Consider the following 20821-nt stretch of genomic DNA (forward strand, 5'->3'; position numbering starts at 1 on the left):
CTGAGCGACCACCTTTAATCGGATGGCAATTACACAGAATTATTTACAGGGTCGACCTCAGCAACATGCGTACCAGCAGTGAGGCCAGCGCGCTTGTGATGAAAAAAGCGCTCGACAGCCAAGAGGCCGTCGTTTCCGGCATTTTGCAGGCATTACCACCTCTGCCAGCAAACTCGGCGATTGGGCGTAACGTCAATACCACGGCGTAATACCTTTGTACCACACAACCCGCTTATCCGTTGTGGTTTGAGCGGGTTTTTGGTGCCCCTTTCTCTTCCCCCTTCAGGCTCTCACCTCTTCGCGCTTACCCTTCCTCTCTTTCTTTATACCGAACGTGCGAAAACCAAATCAGCCATCATCTTTTTCACTGCGGCAGATTGACCTCTCCCACTGCTTGTGCCTAAATAAACAACAGCGAATGTTCGCTTTCACAGAGGATTTACTGGTAATGTCCACGCTTACCCACAGACGACGCTTATCGATACGCCCACGACGAAGTGGCTCCCGTATAGCCCGTGCCGTTTTGCTCATCAGCTTCATTATTCTTTTAAGTCGCTTTGCTTACTCCACCATTACCGCGTTTATTCACCATCAAGACAAACAGCAGCAGCGTGCTGAACAATTACTGCTCCCCACTAACGTACTCGTCAATCAGAAAGAGTAGCGCTTAACCAACCTGCATTTCATATTTCTACTTTTCTTCATCAGGCTTATTGCCTTTGTGTCCTCATGCCTGTCATAAAAAAGCGACGTCATCAAGACACCGCAGGCTAACTGATTTCGCGGTGCGTAAAGCAACCGCTAACATCGTCAAAGATGCGCGAACAGGCTCTTACGCAGCGTCTCTAAATCTTTTTTGATCGTCTGTAACTGTCCGAGATGCATTTCGTCGCACAAAACACGCTTTCAGAAATCGCTCGCGTCTGTTGCTGAAGTGCTCGACCCGCTTCAGTTAATCCAACCAGCACCTGACGTTCATCTTCTGTTCCCGGTTACGCACCACTAATTCTGCGGTTTGTAAACACTTGAGCAACAGTGTCAACGTGGCAGAATCCAGATACAGCCGTTTACCCAACTCAGACACCGTCAAGACACCATCGCCCTGCTTTTCAGACTACGATTCGCCAGTAATCCTATTCTTAATCTACTGATTTTGCGCTACGTTTAATAAAATACGAATAAAAAACAGATCGAGCATAAAACATTATGTCGAGTGTAAAAAAACTTACCGACCTCCGGCGCCGCATCTCCCTTCTGCTGTTGGAAAATAAGGAACTGGTTGAAGACATCATCAACCGACAGCCGCGCGTGACAGAACGCGATGCTACCTCGTTAAACGACAACGCCGTATTAAGTAACAAAATCGGGCTGCGTGAAAAAAGCATCCTGCTCGACCAAACCGCAGAAATCAGCGAACTTATCATCGGGCTGCATGCTGCTGACCTTGCAGATTTGCTGGAGTCTTTACCGCAGGATGAACGTCTGGCGCTCTGGCGACTGATCCCCATAGAGAAACGCGGTCGCGTGTTGATTGAGGCCTCCGACAGTATTTCCGACGACCTGATCGGCGATATGCAGGATAAAGAAATCCTGAGAGCCGTTCGGATACTGGACGTTGATGAGCAAGCCCAGATCTCTCGCCTCGTTCCGCGTCACCTGTTGGGCAGAATACTGACCTCGCTTGAGCCGAAACAACGCGCGCAGTTACGCGCCGCCATCAATTATGATGAAGACTGCCTCGGCCACATGATGGATTTCAAGCTCATCACCGTGCGAGCTGATGTCACGCTCGCAGCCGTACAGCGCTACCTGCGCTATCGCAAAACTATCCCCGAATCAACCGACAAACTGTTTGTTACCGACCGCAAAAATACGTTGATTGGCGAACTGTCACTGGCCAGTATTCTGCTCCACGCGCCTCAGACACAAGTTAGTGACGTCATGGACGATCAGCCGCTGAGGTTCCAACCTGAAGATAAAGTTGAAGAAGCCGCGGGGGCGTTTGAGCGTTACGATTTAATCTCCAGCGCTGTGGTGGATAGCAAAGGAAAACTCATGGGACGCCTGACGATTGAGGATATCCTCGACGTCGTGAACCGGGAAAGCGACAGTAATCTGCGGCGTTCAGGGGGGTTAACGCCCTCTGAAGATGTTTATGCTCCCGTGTATAAATCGTTCCGCAATCGCTGGGCATGGCTGGCCGTCAATCTTTGTACGGCGCTCATCGCCTCGCGGGTCATTGGACTGTTTGAGAACACCTTATCTCATTTGGTGGCGCTGGCGACGCTGATGCCGATTGTCGCCGGAATTGGTGGCAATACCGGCAACCAGACGATCACCATGATTGTGCGTGCACTGGCGCTGCATCAGCTTGAACACGGTAAAAAATCATACCTGCTGCTCAAAGAGCTCGGCGTCGCGCTGGTTAACGGGGTGATATGGGGCACAATAATGGGCGTAGTGACCTTTCTGCTCTACGGCAGCGCCGCTATGGGGAGTGTCATGATGCTGGCTATTCTGCTGAATTTACTGCTCGCCGCGCTAATGGGCGTCGCGATCCCGCTAATCATGATGAAACTCGGCCGCGATCCGGCCATCGGTTCCAGCGTAATGATTACCGCCATCACCGATACTGGCGGTTTCTTTATCTTCCTTGGGCTGGCCACGCTGTTCCTGCTGCCTTAAACGTATACAACGTAAAACATATGCCATATAAAAAGGGCTTTAATCAAAGCCCTTTTTGCTCACGACTCTCCAGCCAGAACTTAGCTCAAGCGACCGGCACCGCCGGATGCCTGACACAGATAGATGGACGGCTGAAGCCCGGTGCGCGCCGGATACTCACGTTCAATCACCTGTTTGACTTCGTCAGTCAGCGCCGAGGGGATAAGGGCGACAATACAACCACCGAAACCGCCGCCGGTCATACGTACACCTCCCCGCTCACCGACATAATCTTGAATCAGCGCGACCAGCGTATCGATCGGTGGCACGGTAATTTCAAAATCATCGCGCATGGAAACATGGGATTCCGCCATCAGCGTAAACAAACGGCGTGCATCCTGACGCGCCAGCGCATCGGCAGCTTCCAACGTGCGGCGATTCTCGGTAATAACGTGTCGTGCACGGCGGATCGCGATCGGATCCAGCCCTTCGATTCCCGCTTCAAACTGCGACAGTGAAACATCACGCAGCGCCTTGACGTTAAAATGACGCGCCGCCGCTTCACACTGCTGGCGACGCGTGTTGTATTCGCTGTCCACCAGCCCACGACGCACATTGGAATTCACAATCAGGACGTCAACACCGTCGAGCATACGCACCACTCGCCCTTCCAGAGAGCGGCAGTCGATCAACATCGCCTGCCCCGCGCGCCCCTGAGCGGAAATAAACTGATCCATAATGCCGCAGCTACAGCCGACAAAATCGTTTTCCGCCTGCTGCCCGTTTAACGCCACATCCAGTTGGCTGATGTCGAGATTATTCAGTTCTTTGAACGTTTGCCCGATGACCACTTCCAGCGAGGCCGATGAACTTAGCCCTGCGCCAGAAGGCACATTGCCGGAAACCACCATATCCATGCCGCTGAGTGGCAGGCCGCGCGCCAGCAAAAACTTCACCGTGCCGCGGATATAGTTAGCCCAGGTGTATTCCGGATGAGGCACAATCTCTTTGGCGAGATCGAATTCATCCTGCTGGTTGTCAAAATCCACCGACACCACCCGCACGATGCCATCCTGACGCACCGCCGCGCTGACCACCGTCTGGTAATCGATAGCACACGGCAAGACAAACCCATCGTTATAGTCGGTGTGTTCACCAATCAGGTTGACCCGACCAGGCGCCTGAATAGCGGCATGCGGCGCATAGCCAAATAATCGTACAAAAACAGACTCGGTTAACAGGCGTAGAGAATCAATACGGCTCATAAAATGACCTCAAATTTGTTCACGAAAATGGATATCACTCACGTTGCGTAAACGTTCAGCGGCCTGCTCTGCCGTCAGATCACGCTGTGCTTCAGCCAGCATTTCATAGCCGACCATAAATTTGCGCACGCTGGCGGAACGTAATAACGGAGGATAAAAATGGGCATGCAGTTGCCAGTACGCAATATCGCCGTCCTTAAACGGCGCGCCGTGCCACCCCATCGAATAAGGGAATGAGCACTGGAACAGGTTGTCGTAACGGCTGGTCAGTTTTTTCAGGAGCAGCGCCAAATCGTCACGCTGAACATCATTCAATTGCGGCAAACGCTGTACGGCGAACGTGGGCAGCACCAGCGTTTCAAACGGCCAGGACGCCCAATAAGGGACAACCGCTAACCAGTGCTCCGTTTCCACCACAATGCGCGAGCCGTCAGTCTGTTCGCGGCGAACATAGTCCAGCAGCATCGGTGAACCATGACGGGAGAAATAGGCGCGCTGCTGATCGTCCTCGCGCAGTACCTCGTTCGGCAGAAAATCGTTAGCCCAAACTTGACCATGTGGATGGGGGTTCGAACACCCCATCATCGTCCCTTTATTCTCAAAAACCTGAACCCACGGATACCGCTTGCCCAGTTCCTCAGTTTGATCGCTCCAGGTATCAATCACCGTTTTCAGCGCTGGCAACGAAAGCTGCGGCAGACTTTTACTGTGATCGGGAGAAAAACAGATGACGCGGCTGACACCACGGGCTTGCTGAACACGGAAAAGTTCGTCATCACCCGACGGCGCATCCGGTGTGTTCTCCATCAGTGCCGAAAAGTCATTCGTAAAAACAAAGGTGCCCTGATAGTGCGGGTTGATATCGCCAGTGATGCGTTTATTGCCTGCGCACAGGTAACAGGTTGGATCGTAAGATGGCGGTGTGGAACGATCCGGTTCATCCTGCTGGCCCTGCCAAGGGCGCTTTGCGCGGTGTGGAGAAACCAGAACCCACTCGCCCTTCAGCGGATTAAAACGACGATGCGGATGTTCAGTTGGCTCAAACTGCATAAGCTATTCCTCAATACAAAACACAAATTCGGTACAATGGCGTCACCATCCGCGACCAATTATATGGCGCTAACAGCCCGTCAGCGGCCTGGAAGAGGCATTCGATCAGTCTGCAAATACAGCCAGAAAGACCCAGAAATGTAATCAGTTTCACTATACTTTATGGATAAAGTGGCTGTGATATTGCCAAATATCGATAGTCCGCTATCGTTTAGCCATTATAAATGTGTAATCGATTACCCTAAATTTAAACCTGAGACTGGGATTTTGGAAGAGAGAAATGAGCGATGATTGTTGATAGCGATCACATAAGTACGGTCTGGATCAAAAAGTCAAGGAGGTCGGATAGATAACATCACCCAAAAACCTGTACATTTATAAATATAAGTCATCGATTTTTTCTTTTAACTTGTGCATTAGGCGACGACTCGCCTTAATACCCTACATATTCGGCTTGCTGGAAGGCTTAAAGCTATAGAGCCTGAAGTATGGCGGGGATAACACATTTGATCGTTCAGGAATGCCAATGGCCACAATAAAGGATGTCGCTCGTCTATCAGGTGTATCAGTCGCTACGGTTTCGCGTGTAATTAATAATTCGCCTAAAGCCAGTGCCGCCTCAAGGGAAGCCGTACACAAGGCCATGGCGGAACTGCAATATCATCCGAACGCCAATGCCAGAGCGCTCGCGCACCAGAGTGCAGAAACCATGGGACTGGTTGTTGCGGATGTATCCGATCCCTTTTTTGGGACGATGGTTAAATCTGTCGAACACATTGCTCAGGCAACCGGCAATTTCCTGCTGATTGGCAACGGCTATCACAATGCCGAACAGGAAAAGAAAGCTATTGAGCAGTTGATTCGTCACCGCTGTGCGGGACTGATCGTGCACGCCAAAATGCTCTCGGATGAAGAGCTGGCCGCCTTGATGAGTCACATTCCTGATATGGTGCTCATCAACCGTACATTACCCGGCTATGAAAGCCGGTGTGTTGCACTCGATGACCGCTATGGTTCCTGGCTGGCAACGCGTCATTTAATTCAAGAAGGGCACCAAAAGATCGGTTTCCTTTGTTCTAACCACCAAATTTCCGATTCCGTCGATCGTCTGCAAGGTTATATGGATGCGCTGCAAGAACACGGCATCCCACGGGATGAACGTCTCATTGCGCGCGCCTCGCCGGACGAAGTGGGCGGCGAATCTGCCATGATGGAACTCCTGAGTCGAGGCGGCAATATGACGGCGGTGGTGTGCTACAACGATTCCATGGCCGCCGGCGCCCTTTCCGTCCTGAGCGACAACAGCATTAGCGTACCGCAGGATATGTCGGTGGTCGGGTTTGATGACGTATTGATAGCGCGCTACCTTCGTCCTCGCTTGACAACCGTGCACTATCCAGTTTCCGCGATGGCTATTCAGGCAGCAGAATTAGCCATCGCGCTGTCCCACGGTAAGCAGCTTAGCGAAACCACGAATATGTTTAGCCCGACGCTGGTACGCCGCCATTCTGTCAGTCCCCCAGCCCGTAAGAAGTAGACACTTTTTTATCCACACCTATGCACGCCGCTTGCCTGATGCCGTATTCATTCGCATCAGGCAAGCCGAGCTTCTGAATCTTCCCCTTGCTTTCTATTTCCTTTCATCAGGCCCTTGTCTCTTTTTCCAAAAACGTTTCCTACTCAACATCGCGCACCCCCTTTTATGCCACGTTTCCAATTCTGCTATAAAAAAATTTTATGCTGAATTTGAGGCGTACAGACAAAACGTGTAACCAGTTACACACCATTACATAGCGAATAACATCACGAAAAACTAATAAATACGCAAAATACAGCCTGTAACATCGTTAAGTCAGTGTAAATTTTGGTGTAACTCTTTTGTATTTTGTGAGAACAATCATGTCAAACACCCGTTTATTCCCCCATAATCCTTCGCCATGAGTGGAAACGCTTTACCTCCGTTCACGTCATGTTATTTGAACATCCACATTCTTACCCGAATAAGCGAAAGGTATATTATGAAAAGAAAACTGCTGACGACATCCATTGCGCTAAGTTTGACAATGCTGGCAAACCCTTCTTATTCTGTTGATTTTTCAGGATACTTCCGCTCTGGTGTGGGTGCATCAAACCACGGGAAACAACAGACTGCCGATAAAAACTATGTGGGAAGATTGGGTAACGAGGATGACACCTACGGCGAAATCCAGTTAGGGCAGCAGCTTTATAACGAAAATGGGAAAACGTTTTACTTCGACAGCATGATTTCAATGGAATCTAACGGTTCAAACGATAACGAAACCACAAAAGATGACGATGCCCTATTTGGTCTGCGCCAGTTAAACCTTCAGGCAAAAGGCTTTGTGCCTGGGTTGCCGGATGCCACGGTCTGGGCGGGGAAACGCTACTATCAGCGCCATGACTTACACATCATCGATACCAAATACTGGAACATTTCCGGTGCAGGTGCCGGGATCGAAAACGTCAAAGCCGGTGAAGGCGCGTTCTCGTTTGCCTGGATCCGCGCCGATGCCGAAAACATGGACGTCGACTGTAGCAACAGCTTGAGCAGTCAAGAGTGCTCTTCCAGAGAAGATACCTACAACGACCTGAACATTAACTATCTGGATGCACGCTATGCGGGCTGGAAGCCGTGGGACGGCGCGTGGACCGAGTTTGGTATCTCCTACGCAATGCCGAATGAAGCGGACACACAGAAAAATATCTTCCTCGCGGAAGGCCAGAAATTCGATCCTAAAAACTCGATGATGATTACGGGCGAACTCAGCCACTACTTCTCTGGCCTCAAGTCCAACCAGAAACTGGTGCTGCAATATGCCGACAAAGGGCTGGCGCACAACATGGTCGATCAGGGCGGCGGCTGGTATGACGTCTGGAGCATCAATGGCAGCGCCAAAGGCTACCGCGTCATTCAAACCGGTGACCTGCCGATCACCGATGCTATTTCTCTTAGCCATGTTCTAACCTACGGTAAAGCCGATGAAATCAGCCGCTGGCGCGACAGCACGGAATTATTGTCTGCGGTAGGTCGTGGCCAGTATGCCTGGACCAAAAACCAGAAAACCTATCTGGAAGCGGGTGCCTATCAGAAAAAAGATAGCTGGACGAGCGGTACGGACAGCAAATACAGCGGCCAAAAATACACGCTGGCCCACGCCTTCAGCGCCGATATTCCGATGTTGACACGTCCGGAGCTACGCTTCTTCGTTTCTTACCTGAACGGTGGAAATGAAAACAAAAACCGCTTCAACGACGATCGCAGCAATTCAGTGAATTTTGGTATTCAGGCAGAAGCCTGGTGGTAATACGGCTCTAACCCTCAGCCCGGCGGGCTCATCATTCCCGCCGGGCATTTCCCAAAAGGCTTTCTACGGAAAGCCTTTTTCCGTTTCTGATATCTACGCACTCACTGTTTTTCTTACATCGGCGTAAAAAATCGCGCTGAGGTGAACATGATCGCCGGATGAGCGGCATGGACGCCGCGAAAGTCTGCGCCGCGTCGGGAGCGCGTCGCAGACGGTCCGAATAGCGAGCATGAACACCGAAGGCATCGCGAAGCGGCGCGAATCACGCCGAAAAGCCAGTGGTCAAGGCGCTGCGGCGATTGAGCGCGCCTTGTCGGGCGTGTAACGATGTTACAGAGAAATAAGATGCCTAACACGCACGAAACACTTACACCGTATCAGCATAAAGAAGAACAGTTTCGACAATAGGCCGTAGACAGCGGCAGCAAAGCCAGCGCCCGCAAAGGGCGCTGTTTATGTTTAGAAAGGATTTTGGCTATTGAGATTCAGCGATACAGTCGCTTAACTACTCACTGATACGCAGGCCATCAGCGTTGAACACCAGGCAGTTATTGGGCGAGAAGAAAACATCAATATGTTCATACGGCTTGAAGGCACTGTCGCCCGGCAGCAGCAGTTTGAAGTTATCGATGCCGCAGCATTGGCCGAACAGATAGGTGCTGTTACCTAAACGCTCGACGACCTCACAGCCGAATGACAGGCGAATCCCTTCTCCTTCCGGCGACACATGTTCCGGACGCAGTCCCAACGTTACTGTGCTGCCAACGCTCAGGTCTTCAGTACGAATCGGTAACTCAAGCTGTAGCTGTTCGGCAATATTCACCGTCAGGCTCTCCGGCGTCCAGTCGATCACCTGCGCAGGCAGGAAGTTCATTTTCGGCGAACCGATAAAGCCCGCGACAAACTGGTTAACCGGATGATAATAAAGCGCCATCGGCGATCCAACCTGCTCGACTTTGCCGTAATTCATGACCACGATTTTATCAGCCAGCGTCATGGCCTCGACCTGATCGTGCGTCACGTAGATCATCGTCGTTTTTAATTCCTGATGCAGCTTGGCAATGTGCAGCCGCATATCCACGCGCAGTTCTGCATCCAGGTTCGACAGGGGTTCATCAAACAGGAACACTTTTGGATTACGCACGATGGCGCGCCCGATCGCCACGCGCTGGCGCTGGCCGCCGGACAGCTCTTTCGGCTTGCGCTCCAGCAGATGAGACAGTTGCAGCGTCTTCGCCACCATCTCTATCTGGTGCTTAATCTGGTCTTTCGGTACGCCATTCACGCGCAGGCCATAGCCCATATTCTCAGCGACGGTCATGTGCGGATACAATGCATAAGATTGAAACACCATGGCAACGCCACGGTGTGCGGGGGCAACATCATTTACCACCGCATCATCAATCATGATTTCACCGTCTGTGACGTCTTCCAGACCGGCAATCATTCTCAGCAATGTCGACTTACCACAGCCAGACGGGCCGACAAAAACAGCGAACTCTCCATCTGCAATCGTCAGATTCACATCGTGAAGCGTAATCGTTTTGCCAAAATGCTTACTCACTTTATCCAATTGGATAGACGCCATAACGGTAACCTCTTGATAATTTTACTTTTCAGTATATAAGCGCTGAGTCGAGATGGCCTGGTGCTCACCGACTCGAAAGGGCCCGGCAGCCCTTCCAGATGTGTCTACATCCGCCCTGGCTGACCTGCACGCTGGTCATAATCTCAATATAACAGCATGGTGTAACCGTTTGCACAAACAGGGGGTTACTTTTGTGCATGAGATCACAGCCTTTACATGTTTCGCTGGCAGACGTGGCGCACTCTGCTTAATGTAATCGCAACGGGTGTAACCGTTACCCTACATTGTGGAAAATGCGTAATAAAGCGCCAACCGCCACACACAGAGACGACGACCAGACAGCGTGTACAGTCAGAGCCCCCTTTCCTGTTTTGTACTGCGTGCGGTGTAACGTTACACCCGCACCGCACAAGGCGGCAAAAATGGCAAAAGAAAACAGTACGCGGCGATTTCCGACCATGATGGGCCCACCAGGGCTTTGAGGACCAATGATGAAAATGAAAACACTGACCACCGTCATTATGATTTCACTGGGTATCACTGGCGTGCTCAGCAAATCAGCGCTGGCAGCCGATAAAGAGCTTCTGGTATGGGAAGATATCAAGAAATCCGACGGTATCGCCGATGCGATCAAAGCCTTTGAAAAACAGAACAATGTCAAAATCAACGTGCTGGAAACGCCTTACGCTCAGCAGATTGAGAAACTCCGTCTGGACGGCCCGGCGGGCATCGGCCCGGACGTCATTGTGATGCCGCACGATCAGGTAGGCACCGCCGTCGTTCAGGGGTTGATTAGCGAACTGAAACTGGACCAGACCTTCCTGTCGAGCTTCACCAAGCCCGCTTTGGAAGCTCAGACCTACAACGGGAAGCTGTACGGCGTACCGAAAGCCGTTGAAACTACCGTGCTGGTGTACAACAAAGATCTGATGCCACAGCCGCCGGAAAAATTCGACGACCTGTTCGCGTTCTCCAAACAACAACGTGCAGAAGGCCGCTACGGCCTGCTGGCGAAATTTGATGAAATTTATTACGCCTACAGCGTCATCGCCGGAATGAGGGGTTACATCTTCGGACAGAACAGCAACGGTTCTCCGAATGTAAAAGACATCGGCCTGGATAAACAAACCACTATCGATGCCGTCAACTACATCAAGAAATTCTACGCCGATGGCCTGTTCCCACCCGGCATCGTCGGTGAAACCGGCGCTAACGCCATCGATTCCCTGTTTACCGAGAAAAAGGCCGCGGCGGTGATTACCGGCCCGTGGGCGTTCCAGCCATATAAAAATGCGGGCGTAAACTATGGCGTAGCGCCACTGCCGCTGCTGCCAAACGGCGAGCATCCACGTTCGCTGCTGGGCGTGAAAGGCTACAGCATCTCCACCTATTCCAAAAACAAAGCGCTAGCGCAGAAATTCATTGAGTTTATCAATCAGCCGGAATACGCCAAAGTCCGCTTCCAACTGACCGGTGAAATTCCCCCTATCGCCGCACTGATTGACGATCCGCTGATTAAGGACGACGAGAAATCCCGCGCTGTCGCAATCCAGTCTGGCTACGCCGTCCCTATGCCGAGCGTACCGGAAATGCAGGAAGTCTGGACGCCAGCCAACAGCGCGCTGCAACTGAGCGTGACCGGTAAGCAGGACACCAAAGCGGCGCTGGAATCCGCCGTGAAAGTCATAAAAATGCAGATCGAAGCTAACCACAGTAACCAGTAAACCACCGCACCATCGTGGGTCATGGGGCCCCTCGTTTATCCCTGAAAACGTTCGGGATGTGGGGCACCCATGTTTTTAAGAAAATGGAGGTAGATGTGACCGTCAACGCCAGCGGCCTTACGCCACAAGAAAGAGGACGTCGCCATGCCAGAACGGCGCTATTGCTGGCGATCGTCCCCGGCCTTGGGCAGATTTATAACCGCCAGATCGTCAAAGGCGCGTTTTTCTTTATCATCATGGTCTGCTTTATCAGCATATTCCATGATGTCCTGCGAGACGGCACCTGGGGGCTGATTACGCTGGGCACCGAGCTGCCGCGCGATCACTCTATTTTTCTGCTGGCAAAAGGCATTATCAGCCTGATTGTCGCCGCCTTTGGCGTCGGTGTTTACTATTGCTGCCTGCGTGATGCCTATGTGTGCGGCACTCGACGCGATAAAGGCCTGCCGCTGAACAGTGTAAAGAAGCAATATCAGATGCTGCTGAGCGAAGGCTTCCCTTATCTGATGATCACGCCCGGTTTTATTTTGCTGGTGTTTGTCGTGGTGTTCCCGATTATTTTCGGCTTTTCCATCGCCTTTACCAATTACGACCTCTACCACACGCCGCCCGCCAGGCTGGTCGACTGGGTCGGGATGAAGAACTTTATCAACATCTTCCGGCTCGACCTCTGGCGCTCGACGTTCTTTGACGTACTGCAATGGACGGTTATTTGGACGCTGATTGCGACCACGCTTCAGTGCGCCGTGGGCATCCTGTTGGCAATTCTGGTGAACCAGAAAGGCCTGCGCTTCAAGCCGCTTATCCGCACTATCCTGATCTTGCCGTGGGCAGTACCGGGCTTCGTCACCATTCTGGTCTTCGCAGGGATGTTTAACGAAACGTTTGGCGTAATTAATAACGGCATTTTGGCCGCACTGGGGATTGAACCCAAAGCGTGGATGACCGATCCGTTCTGGACCAAAACTGCGCTGATCCTGATGCAAACGTGGTTAGGCTTTCCGTTTGTGTTCGCCATGACCACCGGCGTCTTGCAGGCGATTCCTGATGATTTGTACGAAGCCGCAACCATTGACGGAGCGAGCAGTTGGTACAAGCTGACCACCATCACACTGCCGTTGGTGCTCTACTCCATCGCGCCGATCATCATCACGCAGTACACGTTCAACTTTAATAATTTCAACATCATCTATCTGTTCAACAACGGCGGACCGGCGGTGATCGGCTCTAACGCGGGCGGGACGGATATTCTGGTGTCCTGGATTTATAAACTGACCATGTCTTCTTCCCAATATGCGATTGCAGCCAGCATCACCATTTTGCTGTCAATTTTTGTCGTGGGAATCGCGCTGTGGCAGTTCCGCGCAACCAATTCCTTTAAACAAGACAACATGGCATAGGAAAGCGCGCAGATGAAAAAACACAGCGTAAAACGCCAGAATTTTATCAAACTCGGCCTGACCTACCTGCTGCTGACGATAGTGGCCGTCATCATTATTTATCCACTGATCTGGACGGTAGGCGCGTCGTTGAATCCCGGCAGCAGCCTGCTCAACACGTCAATCATTCCGGATAACTTCTCCTTCATTCACTATGAGGAGCTGTTTAACGGCCAGATTGATTACGCTGCCTGGTACTGGAACTCGATGAAAATCAGCTTCCTGACCATGATTCTGACGCTCATCAGCGTCAGTTTCACCGCGTATTCCTTCTCCCGCTTCCGCTTTCGCGGTCGGCAGAACGGGTTGATGCTGTTTCTGCTGTTGCAGATGATCCCACAGTTCTCCGCACTGATCGCCATCTTCGTACTGGCACAGATGCTGGGGCTGGTGAACAGCCATATTGCGCTGGTGCTGGTTTACGTCGGCGGCATGATCCCGATGAATACCTACCTGATGAAAGGCTATCTGGATGCCATTCCGAAAGATCTGGATGAGTCAGCACGAATGGACGGCGCGGGCAACTTCCGCATCTTTATCGAGATCATTATGCCGCTGTCCAAGCCGATCATCGCGGTGATTGCCCTGTTCTCGTTTACCGGTCCGCTGGGCGACTTCATTCTCTCCAGCACCATTCTGCGTACGCCAGATCAGTACACGCTCCCCATCGGGCTTTACAACCTGGTCGCGCAGAAAATGGGGGCGAGCTATACCACCTACGCCGCTGGAGCCGTGCTGATCGCGGTGCCGGTCGCCATTCTTTATCTTTCCTTGCAAAAGTACTTTGTCTCCGGCCTGACGTCGGGCGGAACCAAAGGGTAATTATTCAACATCTGTACAACTCCAGGAACGTAAAATGAAAATGAAAAAACGCGTACTGATGGCTGCCATGCTCGCAACTGGCCTGCTGACCTTTTCCCTGCCGCAGGCCCTGTATGCTGCTGAGAATGTGACAATCAATAAGTTGACGAACGTCCCTGCCGACTTCATTAAGGGCGCGGATATTTCCATGCTGAACGAGGTGGAAAAGCACGGCGGAAAATTTTATGACGAACATGGCAAACAGAAAGACGCCATGCTGATTCTGAAAGAGAACGGGATTAACTACATCCGGCTGCGTATCTGGAACGATCCGAAAGATGCGGCGGGCAACGCCTACGGCGGCGGTAACAACGATCTGGCGACCACGCTGGCGCTGGCTAAACGTGCCAAAGCGAACGATATGAAAGTGCTGCTGGATTTCCACTACAGCGATTTCTGGACCGACCCGGCTCACCAAAATAAGCCTAAAGCCTGGTCTGGCCTGAATATAGCGCAGCTCACAACGGCCGTACATGACTACACCAAAACCACCATTAGTGAATTCCAGAAAGCAGGCGTTATGCCGGATATGGTGCAGATCGGTAACGAACTAAACGGTGGGATGCTGTGGCCGGAAGGAAAAAGCTGGGGTCAGGGTGGCGGCGAATTCGATCGCCTCGCGGCGCTGCTGAACGCCGGTATTCAGGGCGTTAAGGACGTACAGGGCGCGAATAACGTCAAGATCATGCTGCATCTGGCAGAAGGCACCAAAAACGACACCTTTATCTGGTGGTTCGATGAAATCGTCAAACGCAATGTCCCGTTCGATGTCATCGGTGCCTCGTTCTACACCTACTGGAACGGCTCCATCAGCGCGTTGCAGTACAACATGAACGACGTCACCAAACGCTACAATAAAGACATCATCGTGGTGGAGGCCGCCTACGCCTATACGTTGGAAAACTGCGATAACGCGGAAAACAGCTTCCAGCAAAAAGAGCAAGATGCGGGTGGCTATCCGGCTTCCGTTCAGGGTCAGGCCAACTACCTGCACGATCTGATGCAAAGCATCATTAATGTTCCCAATCAGCGCGGCAAAGGCATCTTCTATTGGGAGCCGATCTGGCTGCCGACCCCCGGCGCAACCTGGGCGACGAAAGCCGGTATGAAATACAACAACGACGAATGGAAGGAAGGCAATGCACGGGAAAATCAGGCGCTGTTCGACTGCAAAGGCAACGTCCTGCCTTCCATCAAAGCATTTAATCCGTAAACCGAATTCAACACGTTGACAACCCGTTTAGGAGAGAACGATGTTCAAATTCCCCCCGCTAAGCAGCAAAGTCCCTGTTCTGCTGCACGGTGCTGACTATAACCCTGACCAATGGCTGGATAGCCCAGAGGTACTGGAAAAAGACATTAAAATGATGAAGCAGACCCAGTGCAATGTCATGTCCGTGGGGATTTTCAGTTGGTCCGGGCTTGAACCGGAAGAAGGCCGCTACGAATTCGGCTGGTTGGACAGCATCCTCGACACGCTGTATGCCAACGGTATTTTCGTTTTTCTGGCAACGCCCAGCGGGGCACGTCCGGCCTGGCTGTCGCAGAAATACCCAGACGTGCTGCGCGTGGGTAGCAACCGCGTACGGGCGCTGCACGGTGGTCGCCACAATCACTGCCTGAGTTCGCCGAACTATCGTGAAAAAGTTAGACAAATCAACACCAAACTAGCAAGGCGCTACTCACACCATCCTGCGGTGATTGGTTGGCATATTTCCAATGAATACGGCGGCGAGTGCCACTGCGATACCTGCCGTAGCACCTTCCAGAGCTGGCTAAAATCCCGCTACGGCACGATAGATGCGTTGAATAAAGCATGGTGGAGCACCTTCTGGAGCCACACTTACACCGACTGGTCGCAGTTGGAACCGCCATCCCCCATCGGTGAAGTCTCCATTCACGGCCTGAATCTGGACTGGAAACGTTTTAATACTTCACAGGTTAGTGATTTCTGTGCCGCAGAAATTGCGCCACTCAAAGCCGAAAACCCGTCTCTGCCAACCACGACGAACTTCATGGAATACTTCTATGATTACGACTACTGGCAGTTGGCGAAGGTGATCGACTTCATTTCCTGGGACAGCTACCCGCTGTGGCATAACGCGGAAGATGACTGCACGCTGGGTGCCTATACCGCGATGTATCACGACCTGATGCGTACGCTGAAAGGCGGGAAGCCCTTCTACCTGATGGAATCCACGCCGAGCCTGACCAACTGGCAGCCGATCAGCAAGCTGAAAAAGCCGGGCATGCATATCCTGTCTTCACTTCAGGCCATTGCGCACGGGTCAGACTCCGTGCAGTATTTCCAGTGGCGTAAGAGCCGCGGTTCCGTTGAGAAATTCCACGGCGCCGTGGTCGATCATGTCGGGCATATTGATACCCGCGTCGGACGAGAAGTACAGGAGTTGGGTGACATACTCAGTAAACTCGCGCCCGTAGCAGGCAGTCGGGTGGATGCTAACGTCGCCATCATTTTCGACTGGGAAAGCCGTTGGGCGATGGATAACGCCCAAGGGCCGCGCAACGCGGGGCTGTTCTATGAAAAAACCGTCACCGAGCATTATCGTACGTTCTGGGAACAGGGCGTCGCGGTAGATATCATCAACGCTGATGTCGATCTCAGCGGCTATCAGCTTGTGATTGCCCCCATGCTCTACATGGTACGCGATGGCTTTGCCGAACGCGTCGATGCTTTCGTCAAACAAGGCGGCCGTTTCGTCACGACCTACTGGTCTGGCGTCGTCAACGAAACCGACCTGTGTCATTTGAATGGCTTCCCCGGCCCGCTTCGCCCGATCATGGGCATCTGGGCAGAGGAGATCGACGGACTGTACGATCATGAAAGCAACAGCATCAGCGGCCTGAATGGTAACGAGCAGCGTCTGGTCGGCCCGTATCAAGTCACGCACCTGTGCGAGCTGATTCACCTCGAGGGGGCGCGAGCGTTGGCGACCTATGACAGCGATTTCTATGCCGGGCGTCCAGCCGTTACGGTCAATGATTACGGCAAAGGTAAGGCTTATTACATCGCCTCACGCAACGACCTCGCTTTCCAACGGGATTTCTTCACCACGCTGATACAGACGTTGGATCTACCGCGTGCGCTGCCGACCGACTTGCCTTACGGGATTGTCGCTCATCGTCGCGATGACGGGGAAAGTGAGTTTATCTTCGTACAGAACTACACGGCAACGGCGCAGCAGGTCACGCTGCCTGCCGCCTACGAAGAAATGACCACTGGCAGCACGCTTTCAGGGTCTATCGACCTGTCAGGCTATGGCTGCCAGATCCTACGCCGCGCGTTGCAGTAACTACGCCTGCTTACTGGTTAAGCATCACAAGACAGGGGCAGTCACGGTGATAGGTGTTCCGACAAAACCTCATCACCGTGTGTCGCCTAACAGTAATCCTACGTGAGCGGCATTATGATATACCCTAAATAATTCGAGTTTCAGGAAGGCGGCAAGAGAGGGAATCCCGATGAGCTTACTCAGGTAAGTGATTCGGGTGACTGAACGTGGCCAACGCACATGCAACTTGAAGTATGACAGGTATACGCACGCTGATAAACAAACGAAGAGGTGACTACGATGGGCAAGATTCACAATTTTCGGAAATTGTTCGCGTCAATGTTGGGTAAGCAAATTACCGAGATTGAAATCGCTTCACCGCTAGATAAAGAGAATTTACAGCAGTTGGTAAACGCCTTTGGCGGCAAAGAAAATATCGTCAGTCTGGATGCCTGCATCACCCGTCTGCGGGTCGAGGTGCACAGCCTGCGGTTAGTCAACAGCGACAGCCTGCAAAAATTAGGTGCCATCGGTGTGATCATCGTCGGCCATCAGGTGCAGGCCATTTTCGGCACACAGTCGGATAACCTACGCCGCGAACTGGCCGCCTGGTTTGAGGATGATGGTGCAGAAGCACGGTAGCGGTTTTAACTTAGTCGCATTTTTATGCCACTATTGAGGCAGTTTCGTGCGCGATAGTACCGTCATTTTCATGCTACCACGTAGCACGCGCCCGACACGGGACGGCTCAAACGCCGCTCGCCCCGTGACCCCTAGGCTTTTGGCGGAAATTATGCCGCTACGCGGTTCCATCGGTATTCATGCCCGCTAATCGAGCCGCCAGTGACGCGTTCCCGACGCGGCACTGGCTTTCGCGGCATCCATGCCGCTCACTCGGCGGTCAAGCCTACCGATGCATAATTTTTTACGCCGGATAACAACAAGATCATCATAAGCCACGACATTTGTGGCGCACGAAACTATCTTCACGCCCGCATAAAAATGCAACGAAAATACCGCTGCAAAGGTAGCAATTTCCTAATAGCGACTCGCACGATCCAGCAGTTCGATATCTTCTGCTGGCAGTACCAGCCGCGTGGCGCCCGCCAATTCGGCAACCTGCTCCAGCGACGTCGCACTGGCAATCGGTGCCGTGATGCTCGGGCGGGCGATCAGCCATGCCAAGGCGACTTGCGATGGCGTCGTCTGATGCGCATTCGCCACGCTATCCAACGCTTCCAAAATCGTGCGGCCGCGCTCGTTCAGGTATTTTTCTACGACGCCCTGCCCGCGCGCACTTTTCGACGCATCCTTCGGCTGACGATACTTACCTGACAGAAACCCGCTAGCCAGAGAATAGTAGCTAATCACGCCAATCCCCTGCTCACGTACCAACGGCTCTAGCGCGGCTTCATAGCCCTGCCGATCATACAAATTGTATTCCGGTTGCAACGTTTCATACCGCGCCAGATGATTGGCTTTACTGATTTTCAACGCCTCAGCCAGACGTGTCGCGCTGTAGTTAGACGCGCCAATCGCGCGTACTTTCCCTTCTTTAATCAACGCATCAAACGCAGCCAGCGTTTCTTCCAACGGCGTATCTTTGTCGTCCGTGTGTGCCTGATAGAGATCGATATAGTCTGTTTGTAAACGCTGTAATGAAGCTTCAACCGCCTGACGAATATAACGGGGAGACAGTCCTTTCTTGGCATCCCCCAAATCCATACCCACCTTAGTCGCGATAATAACCTTGTCGCGTTGGCCACCTTTTTTCAGCCACTTGCCAATAATGGTTTCAGACTCACCGCCCTGATTACCAGGCGCCCAGCGCGAGTACACATCTGCGGTATCAATGAAATTCAACCGATGCGCCAGCAGCGCATCCAGCAGGCTGAACGACGTCGATTCGTCAACCGTCCAGCCAAAGACATTACCGCCGAAAGACAAAGGCGGAACCACGATCCCAGAACCGCCAAGCTCACGTGTGGTATTTGATACTGACATAATCACTCTCCTTTTGAATCATGCAGAAAACATCATGAAAAAAACCGCCTACTTGTAACCGACAGTAGGGCAATGCCACTTTCTGTGTGGGATAAGAATAATGAATGAATAGAAAAGTGCTAATAACGAGATATGGCATTTAGTTTAGATAAAATCCCAAGGTATAATTGTTTTTTTGCGTTCTTCCTCTCATTTTTAATGCACGCGTTACATAAAATGACGTGGAAAATTTGGCCTGCCTCATATTTGGAGCACACATGTCCTTGTCCCATATCGCGCAATTTATTCTGGCGCTGGTTGTTGTTACGGCGCTGGCGCTGCTTGTCTGCCGCGATCGTAAAAGCATTCGCATTCGTTTTATTATTCAACTACTCGTCATCGAAATTCTGCTTGCTTACTTCTTCCTGTACTCAAACATTGGTTTGGGTGTTGTCAAAGGGTTCGCAGCGGTATTCGACAAATTACTCGGATTTGCAGGCCAGGGGACGGACTTCGTATTCGGTGACATGGTGAATAGTGAGAAGAACCTGATTTCCTTCTTCTTCAAAGTGCTCTGCCCTATCGTCTTCATTTCCGCGCTGATCGGTATCCTGCAACATATTAGAGTGCTACCGATCATCATCCGCGCCATTGGTACGCTCCTGTCCAAAGTGAATGGCATGGGCAAACTGGAATCCTTTAACGCGGTCAGTTCACTGATTCTCGGCCAGTCCGAAAACTTCATTGCCTATAAAGATATTTTGGGCAAGATGTCCGAAAAACGCATGTACACCATGTCCGCGACCGCCATGTCGACCGTTTCGATGTCCATCGTCGGGGCGTACATGTCTATGCTGGATGCCAAATTCGTCGTTGCGGCACTGATTCTGAACATGTTCAGTACCTTCATCGTGCTGTCGCTGATTAACCCCTATAAAGTTGGTGAAGAGCCGGAATTGCAGTTGGGTAATCTTCATGAAAATCAGAGCTTCTTTGAAATGCTGGGCGAATACATTCTGGCGGGCTTTAAAGTTGCCGTTATCGTTGCCGCGATGTTAATCGGTTTCATTGCACTGATTGCTGCGGTCAACGCGATATTCAGCGCCATTTTTGGCATTAGCTTCCAGGAAGTCCTCGGCTACGCGTTCTACCCGTTCGCCTGGATCATGGGTATTCCATCTGACGAAGCCCTACAGGTTGGCAGCATCATGGCGACCAAACTGGTTTCTAACGAGTTTGTCGCGATGTTGGAACTGCAAAAAGTGGCCGGCGAACTGTCTCCACGCAGCGTGGGTATTTTGTCTGTATTCCTGGTCTCCTTCGCTAACTTTTCGTCCATCGGGATTATCGCTGGCGCGATTAAAGGCCTGAACGAGCAACAGGGCAACGTGGTTTCCCGTTTTGGTCTGAAACTGGTTTACGGTTCCACGCTGGTAAGTATCCTTTCTGCCGCTATTGCCGGTCTGGTGCTGTAACCCTTCATCGTGTTCTAGCGTTTTATCCCAATCCGGCAGCCTCACGCTGCCGGATTGTTTTCCTACAAACCCTGACATATCTTCCATATTTCCTTCATTTTTGTCCGGCATCCACTGTTTAAACTAGTAAAATGCAACCATTGAGTAATATCG

The 20821-nt window shown here is 51.9% G+C and carries 16 protein-coding genes and 1 pseudogene; 12 read left to right on the top strand and 5 right to left on the bottom strand.

Features of this window, described 5'->3' with window-relative positions:
- The first annotated feature begins 65 nt into the window (after positions 1-65).
- Positions 66-209 (top strand): YjfB family protein, encoded by a 144-nt coding sequence (locus tag ACKQAD_RS16215; RefSeq protein ID WP_409161160.1) that lies wholly within the window; start codon positions 66-68, stop codon positions 207-209.
- A gap of 239 nt (positions 210-448) precedes the next feature.
- On the top strand, positions 449-664 hold the full coding sequence (locus ACKQAD_RS16220) for a YfgG family protein (protein ID WP_409161102.1): 216 nt from the start codon (positions 449-451) through the stop codon (positions 662-664).
- Positions 665-810: 146 nt separating this feature from the next.
- Here the strand turns inward: ACKQAD_RS16220 and ACKQAD_RS16225 are convergent.
- Positions 811-1090, bottom strand: a pseudogene (locus tag ACKQAD_RS16225) (MarR family winged helix-turn-helix transcriptional regulator); the annotation flags it as partial.
- A 116-nt stretch (positions 1091-1206) separates the two neighbouring features.
- Between ACKQAD_RS16225 and mgtE the strand changes: the two are divergent.
- The gene (gene mgtE / locus ACKQAD_RS16230) at positions 1207-2685 is read left to right on the top strand and encodes a magnesium transporter (protein ID WP_409161103.1); all 1479 of its coding nucleotides are present in this window, start codon (positions 1207-1209) and stop codon (positions 2683-2685) included.
- An 80-nt stretch (positions 2686-2765) separates the two neighbouring features.
- Here mgtE and galK read toward each other — a convergent pair whose 3' ends face one another.
- Both galK and galT read right to left on the bottom strand, forming a co-directional pair.
- Positions 2766-3929, bottom strand: coding sequence for a galactokinase (galK, locus tag ACKQAD_RS16235; RefSeq protein ID WP_409161104.1), 1164 nt, complete (start codon positions 3927-3929; stop codon positions 2766-2768).
- 9 nt (positions 3930-3938) lie between these two features.
- Entirely contained in the window at positions 3939-4979 is a 1041-nt protein-coding gene (gene galT / locus ACKQAD_RS16240) for a galactose-1-phosphate uridylyltransferase (protein WP_409161105.1), read from the bottom strand.
- Positions 4980-5505: 526 nt separating this feature from the next.
- On the opposite strand from galT, the gene galR reads away from it, so the two are divergent.
- On the top strand, positions 5506-6516 hold the full coding sequence (gene galR, locus ACKQAD_RS16245; protein WP_409161106.1) for an HTH-type transcriptional regulator GalR: 1011 nt from the start codon (positions 5506-5508) through the stop codon (positions 6514-6516).
- Between the two features lie 481 nt (positions 6517-6997).
- Positions 6998-8305: a maltoporin gene (locus ACKQAD_RS16250; RefSeq protein WP_409161107.1), complete on the top strand. Its 1308-nt coding sequence runs from the start codon at positions 6998-7000 to the stop codon at positions 8303-8305.
- A gap of 505 nt (positions 8306-8810) precedes the next feature.
- Here ACKQAD_RS16250 and ACKQAD_RS16255 read toward each other — a convergent pair.
- The gene (locus ACKQAD_RS16255) at positions 8811-9893 is read right to left on the bottom strand and encodes an ABC transporter ATP-binding protein (RefSeq protein ID WP_409161108.1); all 1083 of its coding nucleotides are present in this window, start codon (positions 9891-9893) and stop codon (positions 8811-8813) included.
- Positions 9894-10384: 491 nt separating this feature from the next.
- Between ACKQAD_RS16255 and ACKQAD_RS16260 the strand changes: the two genes are divergently transcribed.
- From ACKQAD_RS16260 to ACKQAD_RS16285, 6 genes are all read left to right on the top strand, one after another.
- Positions 10385-11617 carry an extracellular solute-binding protein gene (locus tag ACKQAD_RS16260; RefSeq protein ID WP_409161109.1) on the top strand — a complete coding sequence of 411 codons (1233 nt, stop codon included), beginning with the start codon at positions 10385-10387 and terminating at the stop codon, positions 11615-11617.
- 83 nt (positions 11618-11700) lie between these two features.
- Positions 11701-13017: a carbohydrate ABC transporter permease gene (locus tag ACKQAD_RS16265; protein ID WP_409161110.1), complete on the top strand. Its 1317-nt coding sequence runs from the start codon at positions 11701-11703 to the stop codon at positions 13015-13017.
- Between the two features lie 12 nt (positions 13018-13029).
- A complete protein-coding gene (locus ACKQAD_RS16270) occupies positions 13030-13878 on the top strand; it encodes a sugar ABC transporter permease (RefSeq protein ID WP_137740337.1) in 849 nt (282 codons plus the stop codon).
- Between the two features lie 34 nt (positions 13879-13912).
- A complete protein-coding gene (locus ACKQAD_RS16275) occupies positions 13913-15130 on the top strand; it encodes a glycoside hydrolase family 53 protein (RefSeq protein ID WP_409161111.1) in 1218 nt (405 codons plus the stop codon).
- Between the two features lie 40 nt (positions 15131-15170).
- Positions 15171-17231: a beta-galactosidase gene (locus tag ACKQAD_RS16280; protein WP_409161112.1), complete on the top strand. Its 2061-nt coding sequence runs from the start codon at positions 15171-15173 to the stop codon at positions 17229-17231.
- 279 nt (positions 17232-17510) lie between these two features.
- A complete protein-coding gene (locus ACKQAD_RS16285; RefSeq protein ID WP_180779761.1) occupies positions 17511-17852 on the top strand; it encodes a PTS sugar transporter subunit IIB in 342 nt (113 codons plus the stop codon).
- Between the two features lie 396 nt (positions 17853-18248).
- Here the strand turns inward: ACKQAD_RS16285 and ACKQAD_RS16290 are convergent, their stop codons facing one another.
- Positions 18249-19214, bottom strand: coding sequence for an aldo/keto reductase (locus ACKQAD_RS16290; RefSeq protein WP_409161113.1), 966 nt, complete (start codon positions 19212-19214; stop codon positions 18249-18251).
- Between the two features lie 263 nt (positions 19215-19477).
- Between ACKQAD_RS16290 and ACKQAD_RS16295 the strand changes: the two genes are divergently transcribed.
- Entirely contained in the window at positions 19478-20668 is a 1191-nt protein-coding gene (locus ACKQAD_RS16295) for a NupC/NupG family nucleoside CNT transporter (protein ID WP_409161161.1), read from the top strand.
- The last annotated feature ends 153 nt before the right edge of the window (positions 20669-20821 follow it).

Source organism: Pectobacterium artocarpous (assembly GCF_046159765.1).
In the GTDB taxonomy this organism is placed as follows: Bacteria; Pseudomonadota; Gammaproteobacteria; order Enterobacterales; family Enterobacteriaceae; genus Pectobacterium.

What these genes read in the sequence shown, in the direction of transcription:
- ACKQAD_RS16215 (WP_409161160.1), top strand. Translation starts at nt 66, where the DNA reads ATGCGTACCAGCAGTGAGGCCAGCGCGCTTGTGATGAAAAAAGCGCTC.
- ACKQAD_RS16220 (WP_409161102.1), top strand. Translation starts at nt 449, where the DNA reads ATGTCCACGCTTACCCACAGACGACGCTTATCGATACGCCCACGACGA.
- mgtE (WP_409161103.1), top strand. Translation starts at nt 1,207, where the DNA reads ATGTCGAGTGTAAAAAAACTTACCGACCTCCGGCGCCGCATCTCCCTT.
- galK (WP_409161104.1), bottom strand. Translation starts at nt 3,929, where the DNA reads ATGAGCCGTATTGATTCTCTACGCCTGTTAACCGAGTCTGTTTTTGTA.
- galT (WP_409161105.1), bottom strand. Translation starts at nt 4,979, where the DNA reads ATGCAGTTTGAGCCAACTGAACATCCGCATCGTCGTTTTAATCCGCTG.
- galR (WP_409161106.1), top strand. Translation starts at nt 5,506, where the DNA reads ATGGCCACAATAAAGGATGTCGCTCGTCTATCAGGTGTATCAGTCGCT.
- ACKQAD_RS16250 (WP_409161107.1), top strand. Translation starts at nt 6,998, where the DNA reads ATGAAAAGAAAACTGCTGACGACATCCATTGCGCTAAGTTTGACAATG.
- ACKQAD_RS16255 (WP_409161108.1), bottom strand. Translation starts at nt 9,893, where the DNA reads ATGGCGTCTATCCAATTGGATAAAGTGAGTAAGCATTTTGGCAAAACG.
- ACKQAD_RS16260 (WP_409161109.1), top strand. Translation starts at nt 10,385, where the DNA reads ATGAAAATGAAAACACTGACCACCGTCATTATGATTTCACTGGGTATC.
- ACKQAD_RS16265 (WP_409161110.1), top strand. Translation starts at nt 11,701, where the DNA reads ATGGAGGTAGATGTGACCGTCAACGCCAGCGGCCTTACGCCACAAGAA.
- ACKQAD_RS16270 (WP_137740337.1), top strand. Translation starts at nt 13,030, where the DNA reads ATGAAAAAACACAGCGTAAAACGCCAGAATTTTATCAAACTCGGCCTG.
- ACKQAD_RS16275 (WP_409161111.1), top strand. Translation starts at nt 13,913, where the DNA reads ATGAAAATGAAAAAACGCGTACTGATGGCTGCCATGCTCGCAACTGGC.
- ACKQAD_RS16280 (WP_409161112.1), top strand. Translation starts at nt 15,171, where the DNA reads ATGTTCAAATTCCCCCCGCTAAGCAGCAAAGTCCCTGTTCTGCTGCAC.
- ACKQAD_RS16285 (WP_180779761.1), top strand. Translation starts at nt 17,511, where the DNA reads ATGGGCAAGATTCACAATTTTCGGAAATTGTTCGCGTCAATGTTGGGT.
- ACKQAD_RS16290 (WP_409161113.1), bottom strand. Translation starts at nt 19,214, where the DNA reads ATGTCAGTATCAAATACCACACGTGAGCTTGGCGGTTCTGGGATCGTG.